Here is a 21999-nt window from a genome sequence, read left to right on the forward strand (position 1 = left end):
GGCACCGGAAGGATTCTAGTTCTTCTTTGGCGCCATGGCGTCGGCTGGCTTCATCGCATCTTTTTTCATGGCATCGGGCTTCATCGCATCCTTGGCCATGGCTTGCTTGTCGCATTCCTTGGTCATGGCATCCTTCTTCATGGAGTCTTTTTCCATGCCGGCTTTTTTCATGCAGTCAGCCTTCATGCTTTCCGTCTTCATAGGGTCTGCCTTCATGGCATCTTCTGCAAGAGCGCTGTTGATACCGGCAAAACCGGATGCGAGGACGAAAGCCGACAGGGCGATACGGCGTGCAAGAATGTTCATGGTAGTTTCCTCGTTTGAATAAGACACGTATCTGCGTGCCATTGAGTTTCGGATGGCCACATGGTCATCCACACTTTCCTGGGCATCGCGCTGCGTGTCTCACAGCTTTTCATGCCAGGAATTCTTCTGTCCGCGTTGCGGAACTAATTGGTAGCGGCGGCCAGAATCGGCCCGCCGTGCGGGGCCTGGATCAGGACCGCCGTGCGAAGGCCCGGTTTGGCTGAAGAAATGTCGAGGGTCACCGCCTTGCCGTCCCAGCTCCCAAGGTTGGAAAGGCTGTGAACCACATTCTTGTGCGGCAGCGTATGGCCGGTATTTTCGCCCCGGCTGACGGGAACATTGACGGTCTTGTCGTCATAAGTCACCAGCCAGATATCGGCGCCATGCGCCGGCGCCTTGCCCGCACCGATGGCGAGGGAGTTACCGTTGATCGTCAGGGGCAACGGATCGAGCTTTGTCGCCGTGGCGATCAGATTGTCGATCTCGCCGATCCGGTTGCCGACGACATCGGCACGGCCATTGACAACCACCTGCGGTGTAAATGGTCCGTCGCGGCCGAGCGGGGTTTCATAGGTGATCTGCCTATCCGTATATTCCGGCGTCGCAAATATGTCCTTCCAGCCGAGCCGGTCCCAATAGGTCACGCCAAAACTCAGGGCGAGAACATCCGGCCGCTTGCTGATTTCGATCAGATTGGCATTGGCAGGCGGGCAGGAAGAACAGCCCTGACTTGTGAAGAGTTCAACGACCGTCAATGGCTTGGCACTGCCTGCGAAGGCTGTGCTGGCGCCGAAGCCAAGCAAACCCGCAATTATCGCTGTGCACACATATCCGATATTTCTGCGCGACCCCATAACGGCCTCCTGATTTTCATGGCGTGAACCGGAATATTCACCGGTCACTTCAGGCAATTCGTCGGGCAGTGGAATTTGGTTACATCGATCACGGATTGGTGATCGGAAAGTTCGACTGTCGGCCACTGGCATGCAGCCGCACCTGTCGATATGATCCGTGCATCTGTAACCTTTTCGCCGCCGCTGCGAATAAAGGAATGAACCAGGGTGCATTCGGTCGAAGCGCGTTTGAAGGAACTGATGCTCGCAAGCCTTGCGGGCGACGCGCAGAGCTATCGTGTGTTGCTGGATGAAGTGGCCAAGCTTTTGCGCGGATACTTTCTGCGGCGTCTCGCCGATGCCCATCGCGGCGACGCGGATGATCTGGTGCAGGAAACGCTGCTCGCCCTGCATACCCGGCGGCAGACCTATGAGCCTGATAGGCCGTTTACCGCATGGCTGCATGCCATTGCGCGCTACAAGCTGATCGACCATTTCCGGCGCAACCGTATCCGGGCGACAGTGCCGCTGGATGATGCGGAAGACCTGCTCACGCAGGACAATGCAGACGCCGCGGCGGACCGCATGGATGTGGATCGCCTATTGCAGACCATACCGGAAAAATCACGGGACCTGATTTACCGGACGAAGATCGAAGGACAATCGATTGCCGAAGTTGCTCAAAGCACGGGCCTTTCGGAATCGCTTGTAAAAGTCAGCATTCACAGAGGACTGAAGGCCATAGCCGCGAAGTTGAGAGGACAGACAGCCGATGACGACAAATGATCTGATCGAGCGTCTCGCCAGCGAATTGAAGCCGGTATCGCGGCGGGCCGTGCTGCGGCGAGTCGGCATTGGCCTCGGCATCAGTTCCGTCGCCTCAGCTGTTCTCATGTGGTCCTGGCTTGGCATGCGCCCGGATCTGATGACTGCCGCCGGCACCATGGCATTCTGGGTGAAGTTTGCCTACACGCTTGTGCTGGCCATGGGCGGCGCCTGGGCAGTCAAGCGCATTGCCTACCCGCTTGGCAGCATCCGTATCAGTCTTGTCGTCATGGCAGCCGCCATCGCCCTCATCTGCGCACTTGCTTTTGCGCAGCTTGCCATGTCGCCGCGTGACCATTACGCCCACATGATGAAGGGCCACACGATTACCGTGTGCACCTTCAATATCGTCGTGCTGTCACTGCCATTGCTGTTCGGTGCATTCTGGGTACTGCGCGGTCTGGCACCGACGCGGCCAACCGTTGCCGGAACCGCCGCAGGCCTTGCGGCAGGATCGATTGCGGCACTTATCTACTCGTTCCACTGCGATGAAAGCGCCATGCCATTCATCGCCATCTGGTACACGCTGGGGGTGATTTCATCCGGATTGATCGGCGCGATTGCCGGTCGGTTCGTCCTGCGGTGGTAGATCGAAGCCACTGCAGGACTGACAGTGAGTGGTTCGACAAGCTCACCATGAGGAAGAGCGAAGATTGCAGGGAACTATACCTGCAATTTTTCCGATTGGCTCCTCAGCACCACTCTCCCTCATGGTGAGCTTGTCGAACCACGAACCATTTATCTACCTGCAATCAGCTTTTCATCAGCCATTCATGCTCGGGTGCATTGTGGAATTTCCATGTGCGCTTGGGGCCGGCCATGACATTGAGATAATAGAGATCATAGCCATGACAGGCAGCACAGGGATGATACCCCTTGGGCACCATGACCACATCGCCATCCTCGATCGCCATCGCCTCGTCCAGTGACCGGTCATCCGTATAGACCCGCTGGAAGGCAAAACCCTGCGGCGGATTGAGACGGTGATAGTATGTCTCTTCGAGATAGGATTCCGCTGGAAGATTGTCCTGATCGTGCTTGTGCGGCGGATAGCTGGACGTGTGACCGCCCGGTGTGATCACTTCGACGACCAGCAATGAATCCGCCGGTTCACCTTCCGGCAGAATGTTGGTGACATACCGTGTATTTGTGCCCTTGCCGCGTGTTTCCTGACCGAGATCGTCAGGTGCAATCACACGCACCGGCAAGTCGCCGCCGAAGCTTGGCGCGGAACAGACAGCAAGTTCCAGCGCGGTATCGGCAACCACTGACCAGTCGCAATTGGCAGGCATATATACCGACCACGGCTTGCCCTCGAATGGCGACATACGCTCACCCAGTAAGCCGAGATCGTGGCCATTCACCTGCGTAAATCCCTTGCCCGTGACGAACACGAGGCAGACTTCCTTGTCGCCACTGCGGCCCGCAATGGTTTGCCCCGCCGTGGCGCGATGCAGATCGAACCCGACATAGGTCCAGCCTGCGCTTTCCGGTGTGACGTGCGCTACATGGCCCGTCCCGGCTTTCGCCTTGAGCAACAATTTCGACATGGTTCTATTCCTCTTTTTCATCCGCATCCGCCGGTTTGACCGGCTCGGATGCGTCAAAGGCTATGAAAAACTGCCAGATGCCGTAGCCGGCGAAACCAAGCGCTATCGTCCCCCAGAACGGTGTACCCGTGACGAACTCGAAAATGGCCCATGCAAAGCAAAAGACCACCACGGCGACGCGCCGCCACAGGGGACGAAAAAACGGATGCTTGGAATCGCTGGTCAAACCAATCCTGCCTCTTTGATGAAGCGGCTGAGATTGGCATGGCCGAGCTTGGAATAGACGGCTGGATCAGCCTTCTCAGGATCCTGCTCTGCCTCGACAACCACCCAGCCGCTATAGCCTTTGAGTTCCTTGAGAACGCGAACATAGTCGATCATGCCGTCGCCGGGAACCGTGTAAACACCGGCAAGGACGGAATCCAGGAACGACCAGTCTTCGCGGTTGGACTGCCACATCACGGCCTCGCGGATATCCTTGCAATGCACATGGCTGATGCGCGCCTTGTAATGACGGGCGAGACGTGCCGGATCACCGCCGCCCCATGTGGCGTGACCGGTGTCGAGCAGGAGATGGACCGCATCGCCCGTCACTTCCATGAACCGGTCAATTTCGGCCTCGGTCTGCACCACGGTGCCCATATGATGGTGATAGACGACCTGCAGGCCATAGGTCTGCTTGATCGCCTCAGCAAACGCCGTATAGCGTTCGCCGAACTGCGTCCACGCGGACTTTTCCAGAACAGGCCGTGCGGAAAGCGGCAGGTCTTTGTTGGAATGAATGGCGTTGGACGTCTCGGCAGCGATCAGAACCGTGCAGCCCATGTCTTTCAGCAGTGTGGCATGACCGACAACAGCCTTCAGTTCGGCATCCACGTCGCGCACGAGAAGTTCGGTCGAGTACCAGCCGCTGACGAGATTATGGCCGAAAGCATCGAGGATCGGACGCAATTTTTCCGCCGTGCGCGGAAACTTGTTGCCCAGCTCCATGCCGGTGAACCCGGCCGCCTTCGCCTGTTCCAGACAGGTTTCCAGCGGGATGTCTCCACCGATTTCGAGCATGTCATCATTGGACCAGCCGATTGGGTTCGCCCCGATACGGATCATTCTTGTCTTCCTTCGGTTGTTGTGTGCGTGGTTCAGCTACAAATCACGTTAATCGCCGACGCGCTGCAGTTTCAGGTTCTCTTCATACGACTTGCGCGCAGCATTGACCTGCGGGCGCTGGCTCACCTCCGGCACCGCCACATCCCACCACGTGCCGCCGGCATCGGTGGAAACAAGCGGATCCGTATCGATGACAATAACCGTCGTCCGGTCGTTATGTTTGGCCCGTGCAAGTGCTGCTTCCAGTTCCGCAATCGAGGCCACCTTTTCAGAAATGGCACCAAGGCTTTTTGCGTGACCGACAAAATCCACATCCGGCAGAACCTCGTGCTTGCTGTCCTTCAAGAGATTGTTGAAGTTCGCACCACCCGTGCCCATCTGCAGCCGGTTGATGCAACCAAAACCGCGATTGTCGAGCAGCACGATATTGATCTTGTGGCCCAGCATCACCGAGGTGGCGATCTCCGAATTCAGCATCAGATAAGAACCGTCACCGATCATGACGACCACCTCGTCGTCCGGCTTGGCCATTTTTGCACCGAGGCCGCCCGCGATCTCGTAGCCCATGCAGGAGAACCCGTATTCGGCATGGTAGGAGCCTGGTGCGCCCGCCTGCCAGAGCTTGTGCATTTCACCCGGCAATCCGCCCGCCGCATGCAGGACTGTCGCTTCACTGCCCATAGTCCGCTGCACGGCACCTATCACCTGCGCATCCGACGGCAGAACCGCATTGGTTGGTCCGGTGACCTCGGCGGCAGCCTTCTGCCACTCCGCCTTGCCCTGTTTGGCATTTTCGGTCCAGCTCACAGGTGCCTTGTATCCGGCGGTCGCGGCAGCCAGTTCCAGCAGCCCTTCCCGCGCATCGGCCACAAGAGCCGCCGCGCGGTGCTTGCCCGCATCGAAAGCCTGCACGTTGAGACCGATGAACTTCTTGTCTCCGTTGCGGAATAGCGCCCAGGAACCGGTGGTGAAATCCTGCAACCGAGTGCCGACAGCCAGAATGACATCCGCCTCTTCCGCCAGGCGGTTAGCCGCTGATGTACCGGTCACGCCGATTGCGGCCATGTTCAGGGGATGGTTATCAGGCAGGGAAGACTTGCCGCCCTGCGTTTCACAGACGGGAATACCCGCCGCTTCCACGAAGGCTTTGAGTTCGTTCGATGCCTGCGAATAGATGACACCGCCACCGGCAATGACGAGCGGCTTTTTCGCCGATTTGAGCAATGCGGCTGCGGCAGCCAGTTCTTCGTGGTCCGGACGCGGGCGGCGCGTTGACCACACACGCTCGTCGAAGAAGCTTTCCGGATAGTCATAGGCTTCCGCCTGAACATCCTGGCACAGAGCCAGTGTCACCGGGCCGCATTCAGCCGGATCGGTGAGCACTGCCATGGTGCGGGCGAGCGCCGGTATGATCTGTTCGGGCCGGGTGATCCGGTCGAAATAGCGCGAGACAGGGCGAAAGCAATCGTTGGCCGAAACCGTGCCGTCGCCAAAGCTTTCCACCTGCTGCAGAACTGGATCGGGAATACGGTTGGCAAAGACATCACCGGGCAGAAGCAGCAGCGGCAGACGGTTGACATGGGCAAGAGCTGCAGCGGTCACCATATTGGTCGCGCCCGGCCCGACGGAACTTGTCACCGCCATCATGCGGCGGCGGAAACTGGCCTTGGCGAAGGCGATGGCCGCATGCGCCATGGCCTGCTCATTGTGGGCGCGGTAGGTCGGCAGTTCATCGCGCACCTGATACAATGCCTCACCGATACCAGCCACATTGCCGTGACCGAAAATCGCCCACACACCGGCAAAAACCGGCACCTTCCGGCCATCGATCATTGTCATCTGGTTGGCAAGGAAACGCGTCAGTGCCTGCGCCATCGTCAGGCGTATCGTCTTGGTCATGTTAATCTCCTCCCGGCCCTGATGCTATGCCGCTTCTTGCTTGCGGCTGGCAAGCCAGGCTCTGGTCAATTTTTCGAAACGATCGGCCATATCGGCAATCGCGGCCTCATCGGACATCTTTCCCGCCAGCCATTGTTCGGCGGCATCCATGAAAATAGTCCGCCCGACTGCAAAGCCTTTGACGACAGGTGCATTGGCGGTCGCGGCAAAAGCCGCTTCCAGTTCATCCTGCGGCGCCTCCAGTCCAAGCAGGACGATACCCCGGCACCACGGATCGTTCTTTTCGATCACCCTCTCGATCTTCTTCCATGCGGCCGCGGAAGCCTGCGGCTCCAGCTTCCACCAGTCCGGCTTGATGCCAAGAGCATAAAGTTCCTCCAACGCCCGCGGAATGGTCATGTCGTCGAGCACCCCGTGCTTTCCGGCAATGATCTCGATCAGCAGTTCACGTCCAACCTTGCGCGCCGCTTCGAACAGGGTACGCAGCTTGGCCTGTTGTTCCGCCTTCAGTTCCGCCGGATCATCCGGATGATAGAAACACAGGCACTTGATGCAATGATCCACCGGCCATTCGGCCAGCTGCGAACCGATATCCTGCGAGAATTCGAACCGCAGCGGACGCGAGCCGGGCAGTTCAACCGGACGGCCGAGCCAGTCGAAGTTGTGCCGGGCAAATTCAAACATTGCTTCGCGCCCGAATTTTTCATCGAGCAGCATACCGTAGCCGCTGCGGCCATCGGCGACCCGGGCGGCTGCCTTGACCGCCAGTTCCTTGAACGCCTGAACACGGCCGATATCCGTGCCAAATTTCTGGGAAAGCTCTTCAAGCTGCACGCGGTGGTCAATGGCAAAGGCCATCATCGATGGAATGTCATGGCGGCGCGTAGTCGCCCAATGCACATGATTGATCGCCTCATCCTTGCGCAGGGCATGCTGCGGACTGCCATGCTCAAGGAAGAACTGCAGCTCCTCGAATGTCGGGATTTCCGGCGAGCACAAGAGGCGCGACACCGCAAAGGCGCCGCAGGCATTGGCCCAGGTCGCCGCCGTGGCGAGGCTTTCGCCGCCAAGCCAACCGCGCAGGAAACCGGACATGAAGGCATCACCCGCGCCGAGCACGTTGAACACTTCGATGGGAAATCCCTTGCCGACAATGCCGTCTTCGAGATTGTCCGATATGGCGCCTTCATAGACGATACAGCCCATCGGGCCGCGCTTGAGAACAATGGTGGCACTGGTTGAAAGCGCCCGGATTGTCTTCAATGCTGCCAGAAGATCAGCTTCACCCGAGGCAATCAGCACTTCCTCTTCCGTCCCGACGATCAGGTCACAGTCGGCCAGTACCGTCTTCAAATGGCTCGATACCGCATCGGACGCGATATACCGGCTGTCGCCTGCCCCATGACCGGCAAGTCCCCAGAGGTTTGGCCGATAGTCGATGTCGAACACCACCTTGCCGCCCGCTTCCTTGATCAGACGGATCGCCTTGCGTTGCGCCGCATCGGTATTGGGCTTGGAAAAATGCGTACCCGTCACCACCACGGCGCGGGCGGAGCGGATGAACTCTGGATCAACATCGTCCTCGTTGAGCGCCATGTCGGCGCAGTTCTCGCGGTAGAAGATCAGGGGAAAGCTTTTGTCGTTCTCGACCGAGAGAATAACCAGCGCCGAAAGCCGTTCCGCATCAGTGATGACACCATCAACAGCCACACCTTCACGCAGCATCTGCTCGCGGATGAAACGGCCCATCTGCTCGTCGCCGACACGGCTCAGAAGTGCCGAACGCAATCCGAGTCGGGCGGTGCCGATGGCGATATTGGCCGGACAGCCGCCGACGGATTTGGCAAAGGATGCGATATCCTCGAGGCGCGAGCCGATCTGCTGGCCGTAGAGATCAACCGATGAGCGGCCAATTGTAATGACATCAAGCTTTTTGCCTGTTGCAGCGCTGCTCATGACGGTCCTCCCGATATGCTGATCTCTCCCGCTGAAAACAGGCGGGGAATTTTCCTATATGAAATAATAATTCTATCAAATCGTCAATATGGAATGTATATTCTTTTTGCGTTTCTCGCATTTCATTTGCGCGATTGCGTTGGCTTTGTAAGTGGTTCGTGGTTCGACAAGCTCACCATTAAAGACTGCGCCGCCGCTCCGCCACGCTCACAGTCAATGCCATGGCAAGTGCCATTGTCCCGGATAGAGACCGGAACCCGGAGAAATCCCCTTCCGCTGCTTCAAACCAGACGCTGGCTGATTGCGCCAGCGGAGAAAAGGCGCTGTCAGTGATAGCAACGACAGGCACACTGCGTGCAGCCAGTGCCGCCGCGTGCTCCACAGTCGCCGAGGCATAGGGCGAAAAGCTGATGGCAATGGCCGCATCCTGCGGGGTGGCAAAGGAAAGAATTTCGGGATCGATACCGGCGGTGGATTCAATCAGCTGATTGCGGATTTTGAGCTTGCCGAAGGCGTAGGCCATATAGGCGGAGATGGGATAGGACCGGCGGCGGGCGATCAGGTATATCGTTTCCGCCTGCGCCAGAACCTCCACCGCACGCTCCAGCACATCATCTTCGACACTGCGGGAAATAGTCTGAATGGACTGGCTTGCCGCCGTCAGAAACCCGTTGAGGATGACGCGGTTCTTGGAAAGGCCCGATGTATCGCCGCGCAAGCTTGAAAGCCGTTCCTCGTAGGAGCCCTGCCGTTCCCGAAGACGCTCGCGGAACACCGATTGCAGGCTGGTGAACCCGTCAAAACCAAGATGCTGGGCAAAACGAATGAGCGTTGAGGGCTGCACACCGGCTGACTGGGCGATGCTTGCCGCCGTACCAAACGCGATCTCATCGGGATTGCCGAGGGCATAGGCTGCGATCTGGGCCAGCCGCTTGGGCAGGAGCTGACGGCGGTCGAGGATCAGCGCACGCAAGGCATCGAAGTCCTGCGGCAGAGATGCTTGGCTGACGGTGCTGCCCATTGCGAATCGTTCCCCTTGGTTTTGTGCGCCCGGCGATGAGACTACCAAAATATTCCGACACACAAAACGGATCAGTTATTCCATTTTCATTCGTTATAGATTACTTCAATCAACATCTGCAAGAGATGCAGACATCCTCAATGTCGTGGGAGTGAAGACATGTCGGGTCATGGGAATGCGCGCGCGCTGGGCATAGGGCTGATTGGAACGGGGTTCATGGGCAAATGCCATGCCTTGGCCTGGAATTCCGTCCGCGCAGTTTTCGGCGATGTCCCTCCTGTCCAGCTTGTACACCTCGGCGAAGCCAATGCCGATCTTGCCGGCCAGCGCGCCGCTGAGTTCGGCTTTGGCAAAGCGTCGGGCGACTGGCGCGCTGTCATCAATGACCCCGACGTCCATGTCGTATCCATAACCACACCCAACCAGTTTCATCCGGAAATGGCGCTTGCCGCGCTTCAGGCCGGTAAACACGTCTGGTGCGAAAAGCCCATGGCACCGTCATTCGACGATGCAAAGGCAATGACCGAGGCAGCGAAGCAATCCGGCAAGATCGCAGCGCTTGGATATAACTACATCCAGGGCCCTGCCATCCGCCATATCCGTCAGTTGCTGGCGGAAAAGATCATCGGTGATGTCAACCATCTGCGTATCGAGATGGACGAGGATTTCATGGCCGATCCCGATGCGTTGTTCTACTGGAAACATGCGGCCACATCCGGCTATGGCGCGCTTGACGATTTTGCGGTTCACCCCCTGTCGCTGCTCTGGGCGCTGTTCGGCCGGGTCAGCCGGGTCATGTGTGACATGTCAAAACCCTATGCCGAACGCAAAACCCAGGACGGCGGTACGAAAGCCGTTGAAACCTATGACAGTGCTGGCGTGCTCCTGCATATGGAAAACGGCGTCGCCGGCACACTGCAGGTCAACCGTTCCGCCTGGGGCCGCAAGGGGCGCATTGCCCTGCAGATTTTCGGTTCGAAAGGATCGATCCTGTTTGATCAGGAACGCGCCAATGAATTCCAGCTCTATGTCACGGCGGACCGTCCGACGGAACAGGGATACCGGACGATCCTGACCGCGCCGCATCATGATCCCTACGGCCGTTTCATCCCAGCTCCCGGCCACGGCCTCGGCTTCAACGATCTCAAGATCATCGAGTGCCATGAACTGATCAAACGCATCAATGGGCAGGAAGCGCATCTGATCGGATTTGAAGATGGATTGGAAATCGAGCGCACTGTCCACGCCATGGCCCGGTCATTCGATGAACAACGCTGGGTGGATGTGCGGTAGGAGGGAGATTTCTCTCTTCACCCAACGGATTACGGGTTTGTGGTTCGACAAGCTCACCATGAGGGAAATGGTTGGCTCTCCAAGAGGGAGAGCGAGATTGCAGCGAGCTATCGCGCAATATCTCCGATTAGCCTTGCAGCTCCACTTTCCCTCATGGTGAACTTGTCGAACCACGCACAATCGCTCTGCTAGTGCATGCACCGGCAGAGCGGTTTTCAATAGAACTCAAACCGTGATCGTCTTGCCCTCTTTGACCGAGCGCAGGGCCGCGTCGGCCAAAGCCAGAGCAATCAAACCATCCTTGCCGCTCGGAGCAGCCTTGGCACCGGTTGCAATCGCATCGATGAAAGCGGCGATCTCGTTGGCATAGGCTTCCGTGTAGCGGGTCATGAAGAAATCATGCAGCGGCGGGCGTGTGTAACCACTGCCATTGGCAACTTCGATCGAGACCGGACGCTGGTTCTCTGCGGCAACCATGCCCTTGGAACCATGCACTTCGATACGCTGGTCATAGCCATAGGTCGCGCGGCGCGAATTGGAGATGACGCACTGCTTGCCGGAGGCGGTGGAGAGAATGACACTGACGCTGTCATAGTCACCAAGCTCGCCGATCTTCTTGTCTACGAGCACAGAGGCGTGAGCTGTCACGGCCACTGGATCTTCACCCAGCAGAAACCGCGCCATATCGAAATCATGAATCGTCATGTCGCGGAAAATACCGCCAGAACGGGTGATGTATTCGGCTGGCGGCGCACCCGGATCACGCGAGGTAATCGTGACCATTTCCACCGCACCGATGGCACCGTCATCGATAGCCTTACGCACGGCGGCAAAGTGCGGGTCAAAACGGCGGTTGAAACCGACCATCAGGGTGGCCTTGGTTTCATCAACGACGGCGAGGCATTCCTCGACGCGCTTTACATTGAGGTCAATCGGTTTTTCGCAGAAAATCGCCTTGCCGGCACGGGCAAAGCGCTCGATCAGATCCGCATGGGTATCGGTCGGCGTGCAGATGATGACCGCCTCGATATCACCTGCCTTTTCAATCTCCTCGATGGTGCGGATCTCACAGCCATAGGCGCTGGAGAGATCCTTCGCCGCCTGTTCGAATGCGTCCGCAACCGCAACGAGTTTCGCCTGCGGATTGGAAATCACGGCCTTTGCGTGAACCTTGCCGATACGGCCCGCACCGAGCAGACCAAAGCGTACAGTCATTTCATTACCTCTTGGAAAGAAGCCCGGACGGGTTCCGGGCATTGCAGATTAGTTTCAGACTTTTCTCTTCTTCTGGCGATAAACGTCTACCACGACGGCGGCAACGATAATCACACCCTTGATGATTTCCTGATAATAGGCATCCACCCGCAGGAAGGTGAAACCTGATATCATCACGCCAAGAATGATGGCTCCGATGACCGTTCCGGTGATCCGTCCCACGCCGCCGGTGAGCGACGTCCCGCCGATAACAGCAGCAGCAATCGCATCCAGCTCATAGGTCACGCCCATGCCAGACTGTGCAGTCTGGGCGCGCGCTGCCGTGACAATACCCGCGAGACCGGCCAGCACACCGGCGATGGCATAGACCTTGATCAGATGCCGCTCAACATTGATGCCGGAGACACGCGCCGCCTGCACATTGGCCCCGATCGCATAGGTGAATTTGCCGTAGCGCGTATAGCGCAGCGCGATGTGGAAAATGAAGGCAACGACCAGAAACACCACCACCGGCCAGATACCGGTGCCGATGAAATTGAACTGGTCGGTCAGGCCCGAAACGGGCGAGCCCTTGGTATACCATTTGGCTACGCCGCGCGCCGATACCATCATCCCCAACGTCGCGATAAATGGCGGGATTTTAGTCTGCGCAATCAGTGCGCCATTGACGACACCAGCAAGCAGACCAATGCCGAGGCCGACGATCAGAGGGACGATGAACGGCAGGTCCGTCAGGCCGGGATAGACGGGTCTTGCCCAAGTCGAGGCCTGCGCAAAACTCGCCGCGATCATGGCGGTCATACCCACCACCGAACCCGACGAAAGATCAATACCCCCGGTTATGATGACCTGCGTCACACCAACCGCAATAATGCCGATGACGGAAACCTGCAGGATGATGATGGTCAGGCGCTGCTGGTTCATCAGAAAGCTCTGCCCGACGAAAATCCAGCCGAGTATCTCGTAGATCAGGGCAATACCGATCAATACCAGAAGGATGCTAACCTCAGGTGGCAGTCGTCGTCCGCGCTTTGACGTCGTGGGCGCGGGTGCCTTGGCTGTTGCTTGTTCGCTCGTCATTGTTATTCCTCCCCGTCAGGCAGCGGCTTCACTTGGAAGCCAGCTCCATAACTTTTACCTGGGTTGCTTCTTCCCGATCCAGAAAGCCGGTGACGCGGCCTTCATGCATCACCATGATCCGGTCGCTCATGCCGAGAACCTCGGGCATTTCCGACGAGATCATGATGACGGCGACACCCTGTTTGGCGAGTTCGGAGACAAGGCGATGGATTTCCGCCTTGGCGCCGACATCGATGCCGCGTGTCGGTTCATCGAGAATGAGAATTTTCGGATTTGTCAGCAGCCAACGGCCGATCAGCACTTTTTGCTGATTGCCGCCGGAGAGATTTTCCACCCGCTCCTGCAGATTGGGAGTCTTGACCCGCAGCTTTTCACTCATGACCTTGCAGGCAGCGGAAATCTCCTTTTCCGCGACAAAGCCGAATTTGACGAACCGGTCTTGCAGCACGGCGATCTGCATGTTTTCCAGCACGTCGAGAATGAGCAGGCAGCCGGTTTCCTTGCGGTCTTCGGTAATGAAGGCCATGCCGTGCTGGATCGCCTGGTTCGGCGAAGCGATGGCGACAGGCTTGCCGTTAATGGCAATCGAACCTGATGTCGCAGGCGTCACACCGAATATGGTTTCGGCAACATTGGAGCGTCCCGATCCGACCAGACCGGCAATGCCGAGAATCTCGCCTGCCCGCACATCGAAGGAAACACCACTGAACACATTTTTCAGCGAGAGGTCCTTCACCGAGAGGACAACATCACCAATCGGCACAGTCTCCTTCGGAAACATCTGTGTGATTTCACGCCCGACCATCATTTTGATGATGTCGTCACGGGTCACGTCGGTGGACGCATGCGTGCCGATATAGCGGCCATCGCGAAACACCGAGAATTCATCGGCGATCTCAAACAGCTCGTTCATCTTGTGGGTGATATAGACAATGCCGATGCCCTGGCTGCGCAGACTTCGGATGATCTCGAAGAGATGCGCTACCTCGCGCTCGGTCAGCGCAGAGGTTGGCTCATCCATGATCAGCACATCGGATTCATAGGAAACCGCCTTGGCGATTTCGACCATCTGCCGGTTGGCGACGCTGAGATCCCGCACCTGCGCTTCCGGATCAAGTGCGATGTTCAGCCGGTTGAACAGATCGGCCGTCATCTCGAACATTTTGCCATGATCGACAAAGCCGAACATGTTTTTCGGCTCGCGCCGGATCCAGATATTCTCGGCGACGGTCATGAAGGGCATCAGATTGAGTTCCTGATGAATCATCGCAATGCCGTTCTCCAGCGCATCGAGCGGCGACTTCAAGCGGATGGAAAGCCCTTTTAGAAATACTTCCCCCTGATCTGGAACATATATTCCAGCGAGAATCTTCATAAGGGTGGATTTACCGGCACCGTTTTCGCCCATCAGCGCATGCACCGTACCGCGCTTCAGGCGAAACGAGACGTCATCCAGCGCCAGAACGCCGGGAAATTCCTTGCGGATACCTTCAACATTCAAAAGATATTCGGCCTTCGGCACCGCACCACTGGCGCGAACCGCAGCCATCGTCGTTGGGCTGACTGCCATAGTCGTCTCCTCCCGAGACATTGATCAGAGGCCGGAACGCACCCAAAAGCGCGTTCCGGTTCAAGGCGAAGCGTCTTAGTTCTTGGACTGATACTTCGACAGATTGTCCGGTGTGACGAGTTCGAACGGGATGTAGACTTTCGCCTCAACCTTTTCGCCCTTCGCCAGCTTCAGGGCGGCATCAACCGAACCCTTGCCCTGACCAGCTGCGTTCTGGAATACGGTCACATCAAGATCACCCGCAGCCATGGCAGCGAGCGCATCCTGTGTTGCGTCGACACCGGCAATGACAACCGAGTCCATCTTGCGCCCGGCAGCCTTGAGAGCCTGGATCGCACCAATGGCCATTTCATCATTGTTCGAGATCACCGCATCGAACTCAAGACCTGCAGAAAGCCAGTTGGTCATAAGATCGGCACCCTGGGTGCGGGACCAGTTGGCGGTCTGCTCTTCAACGATGGTCAGGCCCTTGCACTCGTCCGTGGCAATAACGTCATGAATATCCTTCGTGCGCTGACGTGCCGCCTGGTTCGACAGCTCACCCATCATCACGACGATCTTGCCCTTGCCCTTCAGAAGCTTGCAGACTTCCTTGGTCTCAAGTGTGCCGGACTCGACTTCGTTAGATGCAACGAATGCCTGCTTGGCCGGCAGTTCGTTCACATTGACAGGTTCACGATTGACGTAGACCAGCGGGATACCCGCTGCAGTTGCAAGCTTGGACATCGCCGCCGTTGCATCCGTATCGACCGGATTGACGATGATAGCATCAACCTTGGAAGCGATAAAATTCTGGATCTGGCTCTGCTGTTTGGCAACGTCGTTCTGCGCGTCCTCCACCTGCAGCGTCACACCATCCAGTGTCTTGGCATAGTCCTGCATGCCATTACGCAGAACCGTCAGGAAGTTGTCATCAAACTGCGCCATCGACACGCCGATATTGGCGGCAAGGGCCGATGTGCTCATCAGGGCTGAAACAGCCATAGTCAAAATCAGCTTCTTCATTTCTTCTCCTCCACATGGTGCCCGGCCACACCGTCCTGATCCGGAAGCTTCGCGAACTTCAGCATCGCAGCCACGCAACCCCTGTTGCTAGCGACACCTCCATCCCGAAGTGCGCGAAACGTCGCGCAAACTTTCCTGGATTTGTCATACGGAATATAAAAACCGTTCCATCCAGTTTGTGAAATATTTATTCCATTTTCCAAAGAGGGCGTCAAGCGCGATTCCATCACGGCGGATCACAAAAACGAGGAATGGACTGAAGTTTTTGCCAATCACCCAGCAGTTGCTAGCCCGGATTTCCCAGCGCGAATTTTTGCACTGCTGTGCATTTTGACGAACGGTCATCGACAGAGCGTGAGCATCGGGCAAAATCGCGTCCATAGTGCAAAATCCGAAATCGCAGAGCGGCCAGAGTTCCCTCCCGGCCGCTCCTTTCCATATCCGGTCCGGAGCATCAGGCCTGCAGCTGGGATTTGATTAAGACGATGCTCTGCGACAAGGCAGCTGCAGGATTTTCAAGCTGATGCACTTCCTCAGCGAACGGCTCGAACGAGAAAAGCCCCGTATAGCCCTCGGCCAGGAGCTTCCGGATTTGCGCGATATTGCCGAGACGGTCCTGCGCATTGACAAGAACCCGGTGTGAGTCGCGCATATCACCTATGGAGACAGCAACGTCGGTCACGCCGGATATATGAACGAGGCCGGTCCATTGCGGGAAAAGCTCCGGTTCTCCGGCAAGATGGTGATGGAAGGTATCATGGACAATCCGGAATGTGTCCTGTCCGCCAATCGCTTCGATGGCCTCGACAGCCTCGCGTTTCGAACGCAGCGAACAGATTTCAAAGCCGAGCGGTTCGACGAAACCTTTAAGCCCCCGCTCATTCAAAACGGGCAGAAGCGCTGTCAGTGCCTTACGCAGATTATTCTGCCGCTCGCCGTCCTGCCGCCCCGTTCCGTCGTTGACCGGCACGAGAACGAGTGCCGCTGCGCCCGCGTCCCTGGCGTAATCAGCCAGTTCAATGGCTTCCTTTTCGCGCTCGGGTGTCCATTCGTTGAAGCGCTGCAGCGCATTGATCGTAGCAATTTTTACACCGGTTTCCGCAGCCTGCGCACGAATATCCGCAGCCGGCGTCCCGTCAACAATGGCATTGCCAGCGAGATCATTGCGGATTTCCACATCCTGCAAACCGAGGGAACGGGCGAGCTGGAAGAATGCTTGCGGCCGCAAAGCGGGCGTGACCATGTGATTGATTGCAAATACCGGTGCGGATCGTGTCGCGCTCATCGGAATATCTCCCAGAAATGAAATGCCAGCACAGCGCTGGCGCCGCGCGAAACATCTGTTCCATTCACTGGCCAGTCAATCGCTCTTGCGATTCAAAAACTATCATCTCTGATAGATTCGGCTGTTTCAGATGTTTTCGGGCAGGTAAATATCGAAGGGCAGGAAGGTTTGCCCCGGCGTGTTGGCCGCCCCGGTCTCGATGGTGTGCCCCATCAGATCCACCAGTTCACGGCAGAGGCGCGGTAGAGGCGTGGCGATTGCCATCATGACGGTATTGTCCGCCAATGCGGCACGGGACTCCGGTGTAATCTCATTGCAGATCATCACAGGGAGTTCCGGCAGGTTGCTCTGGCGCAAGGCAGCAATCGCCCCTTCCATACCACCACCGGCAACATAACAGCCCGCCAGATCCGGGTGGTGTTCCAACAGATTAAGCATGGCTTCATGAGTGATCTGCCGCGTTTCCAGATTGATCAGCGTATCGAGCACGGTAAACTCCGGCGCTTCTTCTCGGAAGTACGAGCGAAACCCGATTTCCCTGAGCTCATGGCCCTGAAACCGGTGACTGCCGACAAAAATTGCCACCTTTCCCGGACGGCGGGCGGTCTTGGCAATCATCCATGCCGCCGTACGTCCCGCCTTGCGATTGTTCAGGCCGACATAACCTTCCCGCACGCCCGCTGCAAAATCGGAGAGCAGTGAAAACACTGCGATGCCCCGGACCTTCAATTCGTCGATCACTGCGGTGATCGACGGATGATCCGGAGCGACAAGTGCGATGGACTGCGCACGCCCGGCCAGCGACCGCAGCTTGACGATAATATCCTCGGGTGCCAGCGATGGGCAGAAGTCGACCACCGGCACACCGCGAAAATGCGGCGCCGCATTCACCGCATGATCAATCTCCCGCGCAAAATCCTGATAAAAATGCTGGCCGGATTTTTGCAGGAGAAAACCGAGCCTGTATTCCGGCAGCTCCTGCCGCATGCGCTGGCGGATCAGGCCGGCCGCGTGATAACCGATGCTGTTGGCGGCGTCATAGACACGGCGGGCCGTCTCCTCGCGCACGGGCAGGCGATTGTTGAGCACGCGATCTACCGTCGCCACACTGACACCGGACACCCGTGCCAGATCTGCTATCGTCGGTCTGTTCGCCATCCATGCCTCGAATGATAGATTCTATCATTAAACCGTACCATCCAATGATGGGTAATGATAGAATATTATCATTACGAATTGAGCCTGCACTATGCTGCCGCTAGACTTATCCCGTGGCCGGAGGTTTTTGAACCTTGCGAGCCTAAAGGATTGGGAGGTCCTGCCATGGACGCAGCATTACCGGTATCACGCGATTACAGCCTTGTTGGCCGCGATTCACAGCGCGCTGTCGAAACCGGATTGGCAGCAGCCGAGTGGTATCACACGGACGTTCCCCGCAAGGACATGAAAGAGCTGATGAAGCGCGAGGACGGGCCAGCCATACGCGATACGGCAGTCTGGCTCGGCAGCATGGTTGTCCTTGCTGGACTGGGTGTTGTCCTGTGGGGCACGATCTGGTGCATTCCCTTCTTCCTCGCTTATGGCGTGCTTTATGGCTCCGCGTCGGATTCCCGCTGGCACGAATGTGGCCACGGAACGGCCTTCAAAACCCGTTGGATGAATGATGCCGTCTATCAGATCGCCTGCTTCATGATCATGCGCAATCCGGTGACGTGGCGCTGGAGCCATGCGCGTCACCACACGGACACGGTCATCGTCGGTCGTGATCCGGAAATCGCAGTCATGCGGCCGCCCGATCTTTTCCGTGTCGTTTTGAACTTCTTCGGCATTCTCGATGCCTGGCATGCGATTGTGGATATGCTGCGCAATGCCACCGGTGTCGTCAGCGCCGAGGAAAAGACCTTCATTCCCGAGCAAGAGCAACACAAGGTTGTTCGCATCGCCCGCATCTGGTTCGCGATCTATGCGGTCACGATTGTCGTGGCTGTCTACACCGGCTCGATCCTGCCGCTGATGCTTGTCGGTCTGCCTCGCCTTTACGGCGCATGGCATCATGTTCTGACCGGCTTGCTCCAGCATGGCGGCCTTGCCGACAACGTTACCGATCACCGGCTCAACAGCCGCACGGTCTATATGAATCCCGTCAGCCGTTTCGTGTACTGGAACATGAATTATCACGTCGAACACCACATGTTTCCCATGGTGCCCTATCACGCGCTGCCGCGCCTGCATGCCATGATCAAGCATGATCTTCCGGCACCCAATCCATCCATTCTGGACGGCTACCGCGAAATGGTACCGGCGTTTCTGCACCAGTTGCGCAACGAGGACTATTACCTCAGGCGTGAGTTGCCTCTGACGGCAAAACCCTACCGCGAAGAATTCCACGGCGAGGCGGCCCGCGCCGCGGCAGAATAAGATCAGTAAGAAGATACTTACGAATAAGAACCAGCAGGCGGAGCTTTAGCGGCTCTTACCAAAGGGAGGATACACCATGAATGACTGGATAGAGGCCTGCACGGCTGATGATATCGACGAGGAGGATGTCATGCGTTTCGACCATGCGGGCCGAACCTTTGCGATCTATCGCAGCCCCGATGACGAATTCTTCGCCACCGACGGCCTTTGCACGCATGAGCATATTCATCTGGCCGACGGGCTTGTCATGGACGACATCATCGAGTGCCCCAAGCACAATGGCCGGTTCAACTACAAGACAGGTCAGGCCAAGGGTGCACCGGTCTGCGTCAATCTGAAAACCTATCCGGTAAAAGTCGAGGCCGGCAAAGTCCTCATCCAGTTGAGCCAATGATCATGGCAGCAGGTATGGTCGTCATTGGTGCAGGCGAATGCGGTGCGCGCGCGGCCTTCGCGCTGCGGGAGAACGGATATGACGGGCCGGTCACGCTGATTGGCGCGGAAAAGCACCTTCCCTATGAACGCCCGCCCTTGTCCAAAGAGACAATGACTTCAGAAGACCATCCCCCCGCCAAAACCATCGCTGGGGAAGACCAGTTTGCCGAACGCAATATCCGTTTTCTCGCCAGCACCACAGTGGCTGGTATCGACCGGGAAGCGAAGAAAGTTGCCTTCGCTGATGGAAACAGCCTCGCCTATGACAAGTTGCTGCTCGCAACCGGCGCCCTTCCCCGCCCCTTGCCGCTGGCGGCGGCAAGCAGACATTGCGCCTATTTGCGCAGCTATGATGACGCGCTGGCCATTCGGGCACGTTTTCAGCCGGGCGCCCGGATTGTCATTATCGGCGGTGGCTTTATCGGCCTTGAACTTGCCGCAAGTGCACGCAAGCGCGGTGCGGCGGTGACAGTGCTTGAAACCCAGGCGCGGGTCCTGATGCGCGGCGTACCGGAGGAAATCGCCGAACGCATCGCCGAACGCCATCAGCAGGAAGGCGTTATAATCCGTTGCGACATCGGCATTGCGGCAATCACTGACAAAGCCAATGATGTCACCATCAGCCTTACCAATGCCGAAAGCCTCGATGCTGATCTTGTCGTCATCGGCATAGGCGCCATACCGGTGACTGATCTGGCCGAGGCTGCCAGTCTTGAAACCGCCAATGGCATCATCGTCAACACACATCTGCAGACGAGCGACCTGGATATCTTCGCCGCCGGTGATTGCTGCGCATTCCCGCTTGCCCTCTATGGCGGGCGGCGTGTGCGGCTGGAAGCGTGGCGCAATGCGCAGGAACAGGGCACTCTGGCCGCCCGCAACATGCTTGGGCTGTCCGAGCCGCACCTTTCTGTCCCATGGTTCTGGTCCGATCAGTATGAACTGGGATTGCAGGTGGCCGGACTTGCCGACGAGGGTGTCCGGACAATCCGCCGGGATCTCGACGAAGGTGCTTTCATCCTGTTCCATCTCGCGGCCGACGGACGCCTTGTCGCGGCAAGCGGCATCGGTCCGGGAAACAGCGTCGCCCGGGATATCCGGCTGGCGGAAATGCTGGTTGCCCGCTCCGCCCGCCCCGATCCGGCTCATCTTGCCGCATCGGATATCAAACTCAAATCATTGCTCGCAGCTTGAAACGGACGGGAACAATCATGACCAGCAAACGCCCCACGGTGGCAGACATTCTCGCAATGAAAGGCCGCCGCCAGCTGACCATGCTGCGGGTCGAAACGCTTGAGGAAGCGGAAGCGGCCGAGCGTGCGCGGGTTGATATCCTTTCCGTGCCGCCAGCGCTGCTGACCCCCGCCTTCCGCGATGCCGCACCATCATGCTTTGCCATACCCGGCCTTGAGTACGGGGATTTCGTCACGGCGGAGGATTATATGCGTGCGGCCTTTACGGCATTGCGCGCGGGCGGTGATGCCGTCTATTGCGCCGCCAGCCTTTCGACGATCCGGCGCATGCGCGATGAAGGCATTCCAGTCTGCGGCCATGTCGGGCTGATTCCCTCAAGGGCAACGTGGACGGGCGGCTTCAAGGCCGTCGGCAAAACGGCAATCAGCGCACTCGACATCTGGCGCCAGACCAAAGCGCTGGAAGAAGCCGGTGCTTTTGCCGCTGAAATTGAAGTGGTGCCGGTGGAGGTCGCAACCGCCATTTCCGGGCGGACCTCCCTGTTCATGATCTCCATGGGTGCAGGTGCAGGTTGCGATGCGCAATATCTCTTCGCCGAAGATATTTTGGGGTCGAACCGCGGCCACTATCCGCGCCACGCGAAAGTCTATCGCAACTTTTCCGCCGAATATGACCGCCTGCAACAGGAAAGGGTCGCAGCCTTCTCGGAGTTTGTCGCAGACGTGCATGCAAAAAACTATCCGGGAGCCGAACATGTGGTTGGAATTCCGCATGACGAACTGGACCGTTTTCTGAAAGAGCTTTCTGGAGTTTGAACCAATGGATCATCAGTCCCCTACATCGCCCGCTATCCGCCAGCCTTCTGATTATACGCACAGCTTTGTCCTCACCCTGTCATGCGAAGACAAGCCGGGGATTGTGGCATCGGTGACGACGGAGCTTGCGGCGCTGGATGCCAATATCGCCGAGAGCAACCAGTTCTGGGACCGCCAGACCAACCGCTTCTT

Annotated in this window: 23 protein-coding genes; 8 read left to right on the forward strand and 15 right to left on the reverse strand. The window is 57.6% G+C overall.

Annotated elements, in window-relative coordinates:
* Positions 1 to 15: 15 nt before the first annotated feature.
* Together FHW16_RS21290 and FHW16_RS21295 are read right to left on the reverse strand one after the other, a co-directional pair.
* On the reverse strand, positions 16 to 306 hold the full coding sequence (locus FHW16_RS21290; protein ID WP_182551287.1) for a pentapeptide MXKDX repeat protein: 291 nt from the start codon (positions 304 to 306) through the stop codon (positions 16 to 18).
* Positions 307 to 449: 143 nt separating this feature from the next.
* A complete protein-coding gene (locus tag FHW16_RS21295; protein ID WP_182551288.1) occupies positions 450 to 1160 on the reverse strand; it encodes a DUF1223 domain-containing protein in 711 nt (236 codons plus the stop codon).
* Positions 1161 to 1367: 207 nt separating this feature from the next.
* Between FHW16_RS21295 and FHW16_RS21300 the strand changes: the two genes are divergently transcribed.
* Entirely contained in the window at positions 1368 to 1925 is a 558-nt protein-coding gene (locus FHW16_RS21300) for a sigma-70 family RNA polymerase sigma factor (RefSeq protein ID WP_182551289.1), read from the forward strand.
* The gene (locus tag FHW16_RS21305; protein ID WP_182551290.1) at positions 1912 to 2553 is read left to right on the forward strand and encodes an NrsF family protein; all 642 of its coding nucleotides are present in this window, start codon (positions 1912 to 1914) and stop codon (positions 2551 to 2553) included. Before FHW16_RS21300 ends, FHW16_RS21305 begins: the two co-directional genes overlap by 14 nt.
* A gap of 163 nt (positions 2554 to 2716) precedes the next feature.
* On the opposite strand, the gene iolB is transcribed toward FHW16_RS21305, so the two are convergent.
* The 6 genes from iolB to FHW16_RS21335 all read right to left on the reverse strand — a co-directional run bounded on the left by iolB (position 2717) and on the right by FHW16_RS21335 (position 9497).
* Positions 2717 to 3514 (reverse strand): 5-deoxy-glucuronate isomerase, encoded by a 798-nt coding sequence (iolB, locus tag FHW16_RS21310; protein ID WP_182551291.1) that lies wholly within the window; start codon positions 3512 to 3514, stop codon positions 2717 to 2719.
* 4 nt (positions 3515 to 3518) lie between these two features.
* Positions 3519 to 3740, reverse strand: a complete 222-nt coding sequence (locus FHW16_RS21315; RefSeq protein WP_182551292.1) for a DUF3329 domain-containing protein — start codon at positions 3738 to 3740, stop codon at positions 3519 to 3521.
* Entirely contained in the window at positions 3737 to 4621 is an 885-nt protein-coding gene (iolE, locus tag FHW16_RS21320; RefSeq protein WP_182551293.1) for a myo-inosose-2 dehydratase, read from the reverse strand. Before iolE ends, FHW16_RS21315 begins: the two co-directional genes overlap by 4 nt.
* 48 nt (positions 4622 to 4669) lie before the next feature.
* Complete coding sequence (gene iolD / locus FHW16_RS21325; protein ID WP_182551294.1) at positions 4670 to 6520, reverse strand: 3D-(3,5/4)-trihydroxycyclohexane-1,2-dione acylhydrolase (decyclizing); 1851 nt, start codon at positions 6518 to 6520, stop codon at positions 4670 to 4672.
* A gap of 24 nt (positions 6521 to 6544) precedes the next feature.
* Complete coding sequence (locus FHW16_RS21330; protein WP_182551295.1) at positions 6545 to 8476, reverse strand: bifunctional 5-dehydro-2-deoxygluconokinase/5-dehydro-2-deoxyphosphogluconate aldolase; 1932 nt, start codon at positions 8474 to 8476, stop codon at positions 6545 to 6547.
* Positions 8477 to 8654: 178 nt separating this feature from the next.
* Entirely contained in the window at positions 8655 to 9497 is an 843-nt protein-coding gene (locus tag FHW16_RS21335) for a MurR/RpiR family transcriptional regulator (RefSeq protein WP_182551296.1), read from the reverse strand.
* 159 nt (positions 9498 to 9656) lie between these two features.
* Here FHW16_RS21335 and FHW16_RS21340 point away from each other — a divergent pair, with 159 nt between their 5' ends.
* Positions 9657 to 10790 (forward strand): Gfo/Idh/MocA family protein, encoded by a 1134-nt coding sequence (locus tag FHW16_RS21340; RefSeq protein WP_182551297.1) that lies wholly within the window; start codon positions 9657 to 9659, stop codon positions 10788 to 10790.
* A gap of 225 nt (positions 10791 to 11015) precedes the next feature.
* Here the strand turns inward: FHW16_RS21340 and iolG are convergent, their stop codons facing one another.
* The 7 genes from iolG to FHW16_RS21375 form a co-directional block, all read right to left on the reverse strand.
* Positions 11016 to 12005: an inositol 2-dehydrogenase gene (iolG, locus tag FHW16_RS21345; protein WP_182551298.1), complete on the reverse strand. Its 990-nt coding sequence runs from the start codon at positions 12003 to 12005 to the stop codon at positions 11016 to 11018.
* A 54-nt stretch (positions 12006 to 12059) separates the two neighbouring features.
* Positions 12060 to 13085 carry an ABC transporter permease gene (locus tag FHW16_RS21350; RefSeq protein ID WP_182551299.1) on the reverse strand — a complete coding sequence of 342 codons (1026 nt, stop codon included), beginning with the start codon at positions 13083 to 13085 and terminating at the stop codon, positions 12060 to 12062.
* 28 nt (positions 13086 to 13113) lie between these two features.
* Positions 13114 to 14655: a sugar ABC transporter ATP-binding protein gene (locus tag FHW16_RS21355; protein WP_182551300.1), complete on the reverse strand. Its 1542-nt coding sequence runs from the start codon at positions 14653 to 14655 to the stop codon at positions 13114 to 13116.
* Between the two features lie 75 nt (positions 14656 to 14730).
* A complete protein-coding gene (locus tag FHW16_RS21360; RefSeq protein WP_182551301.1) occupies positions 14731 to 15660 on the reverse strand; it encodes a sugar ABC transporter substrate-binding protein in 930 nt (309 codons plus the stop codon).
* 144 nt (positions 15661 to 15804) lie between these two features.
* Entirely contained in the window at positions 15805 to 16041 is a 237-nt protein-coding gene (locus FHW16_RS21365) for a hypothetical protein (RefSeq protein ID WP_182551302.1), read from the reverse strand.
* Between the two features lie 73 nt (positions 16042 to 16114).
* Positions 16115 to 16945, reverse strand: coding sequence for a TIM barrel protein (locus FHW16_RS21370; RefSeq protein ID WP_182551303.1), 831 nt, complete (start codon positions 16943 to 16945; stop codon positions 16115 to 16117).
* A 126-nt stretch (positions 16946 to 17071) separates the two neighbouring features.
* Positions 17072 to 18103, reverse strand: coding sequence for a LacI family DNA-binding transcriptional regulator (locus FHW16_RS21375; protein WP_182551304.1), 1032 nt, complete (start codon positions 18101 to 18103; stop codon positions 17072 to 17074).
* Between the two features lie 165 nt (positions 18104 to 18268).
* On the opposite strand from FHW16_RS21375, the gene FHW16_RS21380 reads away from it, so the two are divergent.
* From FHW16_RS21380 to FHW16_RS21400, 5 genes are all read left to right on the forward strand, one after another.
* On the forward strand, positions 18269 to 19363 hold the full coding sequence (locus FHW16_RS21380) for a fatty acid desaturase family protein (protein WP_182551305.1): 1095 nt from the start codon (positions 18269 to 18271) through the stop codon (positions 19361 to 19363).
* 76 nt (positions 19364 to 19439) lie between these two features.
* Entirely contained in the window at positions 19440 to 19757 is a 318-nt protein-coding gene (locus FHW16_RS21385; RefSeq protein WP_182551306.1) for a MocE family 2Fe-2S type ferredoxin, read from the forward strand.
* A complete protein-coding gene (locus FHW16_RS21390) occupies positions 19754 to 20992 on the forward strand; it encodes an NAD(P)/FAD-dependent oxidoreductase (protein WP_182551307.1) in 1239 nt (412 codons plus the stop codon). Before FHW16_RS21385 ends, FHW16_RS21390 begins: the two co-directional genes overlap by 4 nt.
* A gap of 17 nt (positions 20993 to 21009) precedes the next feature.
* The gene (locus tag FHW16_RS21395; RefSeq protein ID WP_182551308.1) at positions 21010 to 21807 is read left to right on the forward strand and encodes a 3-methyl-2-oxobutanoate hydroxymethyltransferase; all 798 of its coding nucleotides are present in this window, start codon (positions 21010 to 21012) and stop codon (positions 21805 to 21807) included.
* Between the two features lie 4 nt (positions 21808 to 21811).
* Positions 21812 to 21999: ACT domain-containing protein (locus FHW16_RS21400; protein ID WP_348643919.1), on the forward strand; the 188-nt coding region annotated here is incomplete at its 3' end.

The organism is Phyllobacterium myrsinacearum (genome assembly GCF_014138285.1).
GTDB classification, from domain to species: domain Bacteria; phylum Pseudomonadota; class Alphaproteobacteria; order Rhizobiales; family Rhizobiaceae; genus Phyllobacterium; species Phyllobacterium myrsinacearum_A.

Excerpts from the sequence above, each read along its gene's own strand:
- FHW16_RS21380 (WP_182551305.1), top strand. The coding sequence starts at position 18,269 with ATGGACGCAGCATTACCGGTATCACGCGATTACAGCCTTGTTGGCCGC.
- FHW16_RS21385 (WP_182551306.1), top strand. The coding sequence starts at position 19,440 with ATGAATGACTGGATAGAGGCCTGCACGGCTGATGATATCGACGAGGAG.
- iolE (WP_182551293.1), bottom strand. The coding sequence starts at position 4,621 with ATGATCCGTATCGGGGCGAACCCAATCGGCTGGTCCAATGATGACATG.
- iolB (WP_182551291.1), bottom strand. The coding sequence starts at position 3,514 with ATGTCGAAATTGTTGCTCAAGGCGAAAGCCGGGACGGGCCATGTAGCG.
- iolD (WP_182551294.1), bottom strand. The coding sequence starts at position 6,520 with ATGACCAAGACGATACGCCTGACGATGGCGCAGGCACTGACGCGTTTC.
- FHW16_RS21355 (WP_182551300.1), bottom strand. The coding sequence starts at position 14,655 with ATGGCAGTCAGCCCAACGACGATGGCTGCGGTTCGCGCCAGTGGTGCG.
- FHW16_RS21340 (WP_182551297.1), top strand. The coding sequence starts at position 9,657 with ATGTCGGGTCATGGGAATGCGCGCGCGCTGGGCATAGGGCTGATTGGA.
- FHW16_RS21295 (WP_182551288.1), bottom strand. The coding sequence starts at position 1,160 with ATGGGGTCGCGCAGAAATATCGGATATGTGTGCACAGCGATAATTGCG.
- FHW16_RS21305 (WP_182551290.1), top strand. The coding sequence starts at position 1,912 with ATGACGACAAATGATCTGATCGAGCGTCTCGCCAGCGAATTGAAGCCG.
- FHW16_RS21335 (WP_182551296.1), bottom strand. The coding sequence starts at position 9,497 with ATGGGCAGCACCGTCAGCCAAGCATCTCTGCCGCAGGACTTCGATGCC.
- FHW16_RS21390 (WP_182551307.1), top strand. The coding sequence starts at position 19,754 with ATGATCATGGCAGCAGGTATGGTCGTCATTGGTGCAGGCGAATGCGGT.
- FHW16_RS21360 (WP_182551301.1), bottom strand. The coding sequence starts at position 15,660 with ATGAAGAAGCTGATTTTGACTATGGCTGTTTCAGCCCTGATGAGCACA.
- FHW16_RS21290 (WP_182551287.1), bottom strand. The coding sequence starts at position 306 with ATGAACATTCTTGCACGCCGTATCGCCCTGTCGGCTTTCGTCCTCGCA.
- FHW16_RS21350 (WP_182551299.1), bottom strand. The coding sequence starts at position 13,085 with ATGACGAGCGAACAAGCAACAGCCAAGGCACCCGCGCCCACGACGTCA.
- FHW16_RS21330 (WP_182551295.1), bottom strand. The coding sequence starts at position 8,476 with ATGAGCAGCGCTGCAACAGGCAAAAAGCTTGATGTCATTACAATTGGC.
- iolG (WP_182551298.1), bottom strand. The coding sequence starts at position 12,005 with ATGACTGTACGCTTTGGTCTGCTCGGTGCGGGCCGTATCGGCAAGGTT.
- FHW16_RS21365 (WP_182551302.1), bottom strand. The coding sequence starts at position 16,041 with ATGGACGCGATTTTGCCCGATGCTCACGCTCTGTCGATGACCGTTCGT.
- FHW16_RS21395 (WP_182551308.1), top strand. The coding sequence starts at position 21,010 with ATGACCAGCAAACGCCCCACGGTGGCAGACATTCTCGCAATGAAAGGC.
- FHW16_RS21370 (WP_182551303.1), bottom strand. The coding sequence starts at position 16,945 with ATGAGCGCGACACGATCCGCACCGGTATTTGCAATCAATCACATGGTC.
- FHW16_RS21375 (WP_182551304.1), bottom strand. The coding sequence starts at position 18,103 with ATGGCGAACAGACCGACGATAGCAGATCTGGCACGGGTGTCCGGTGTC.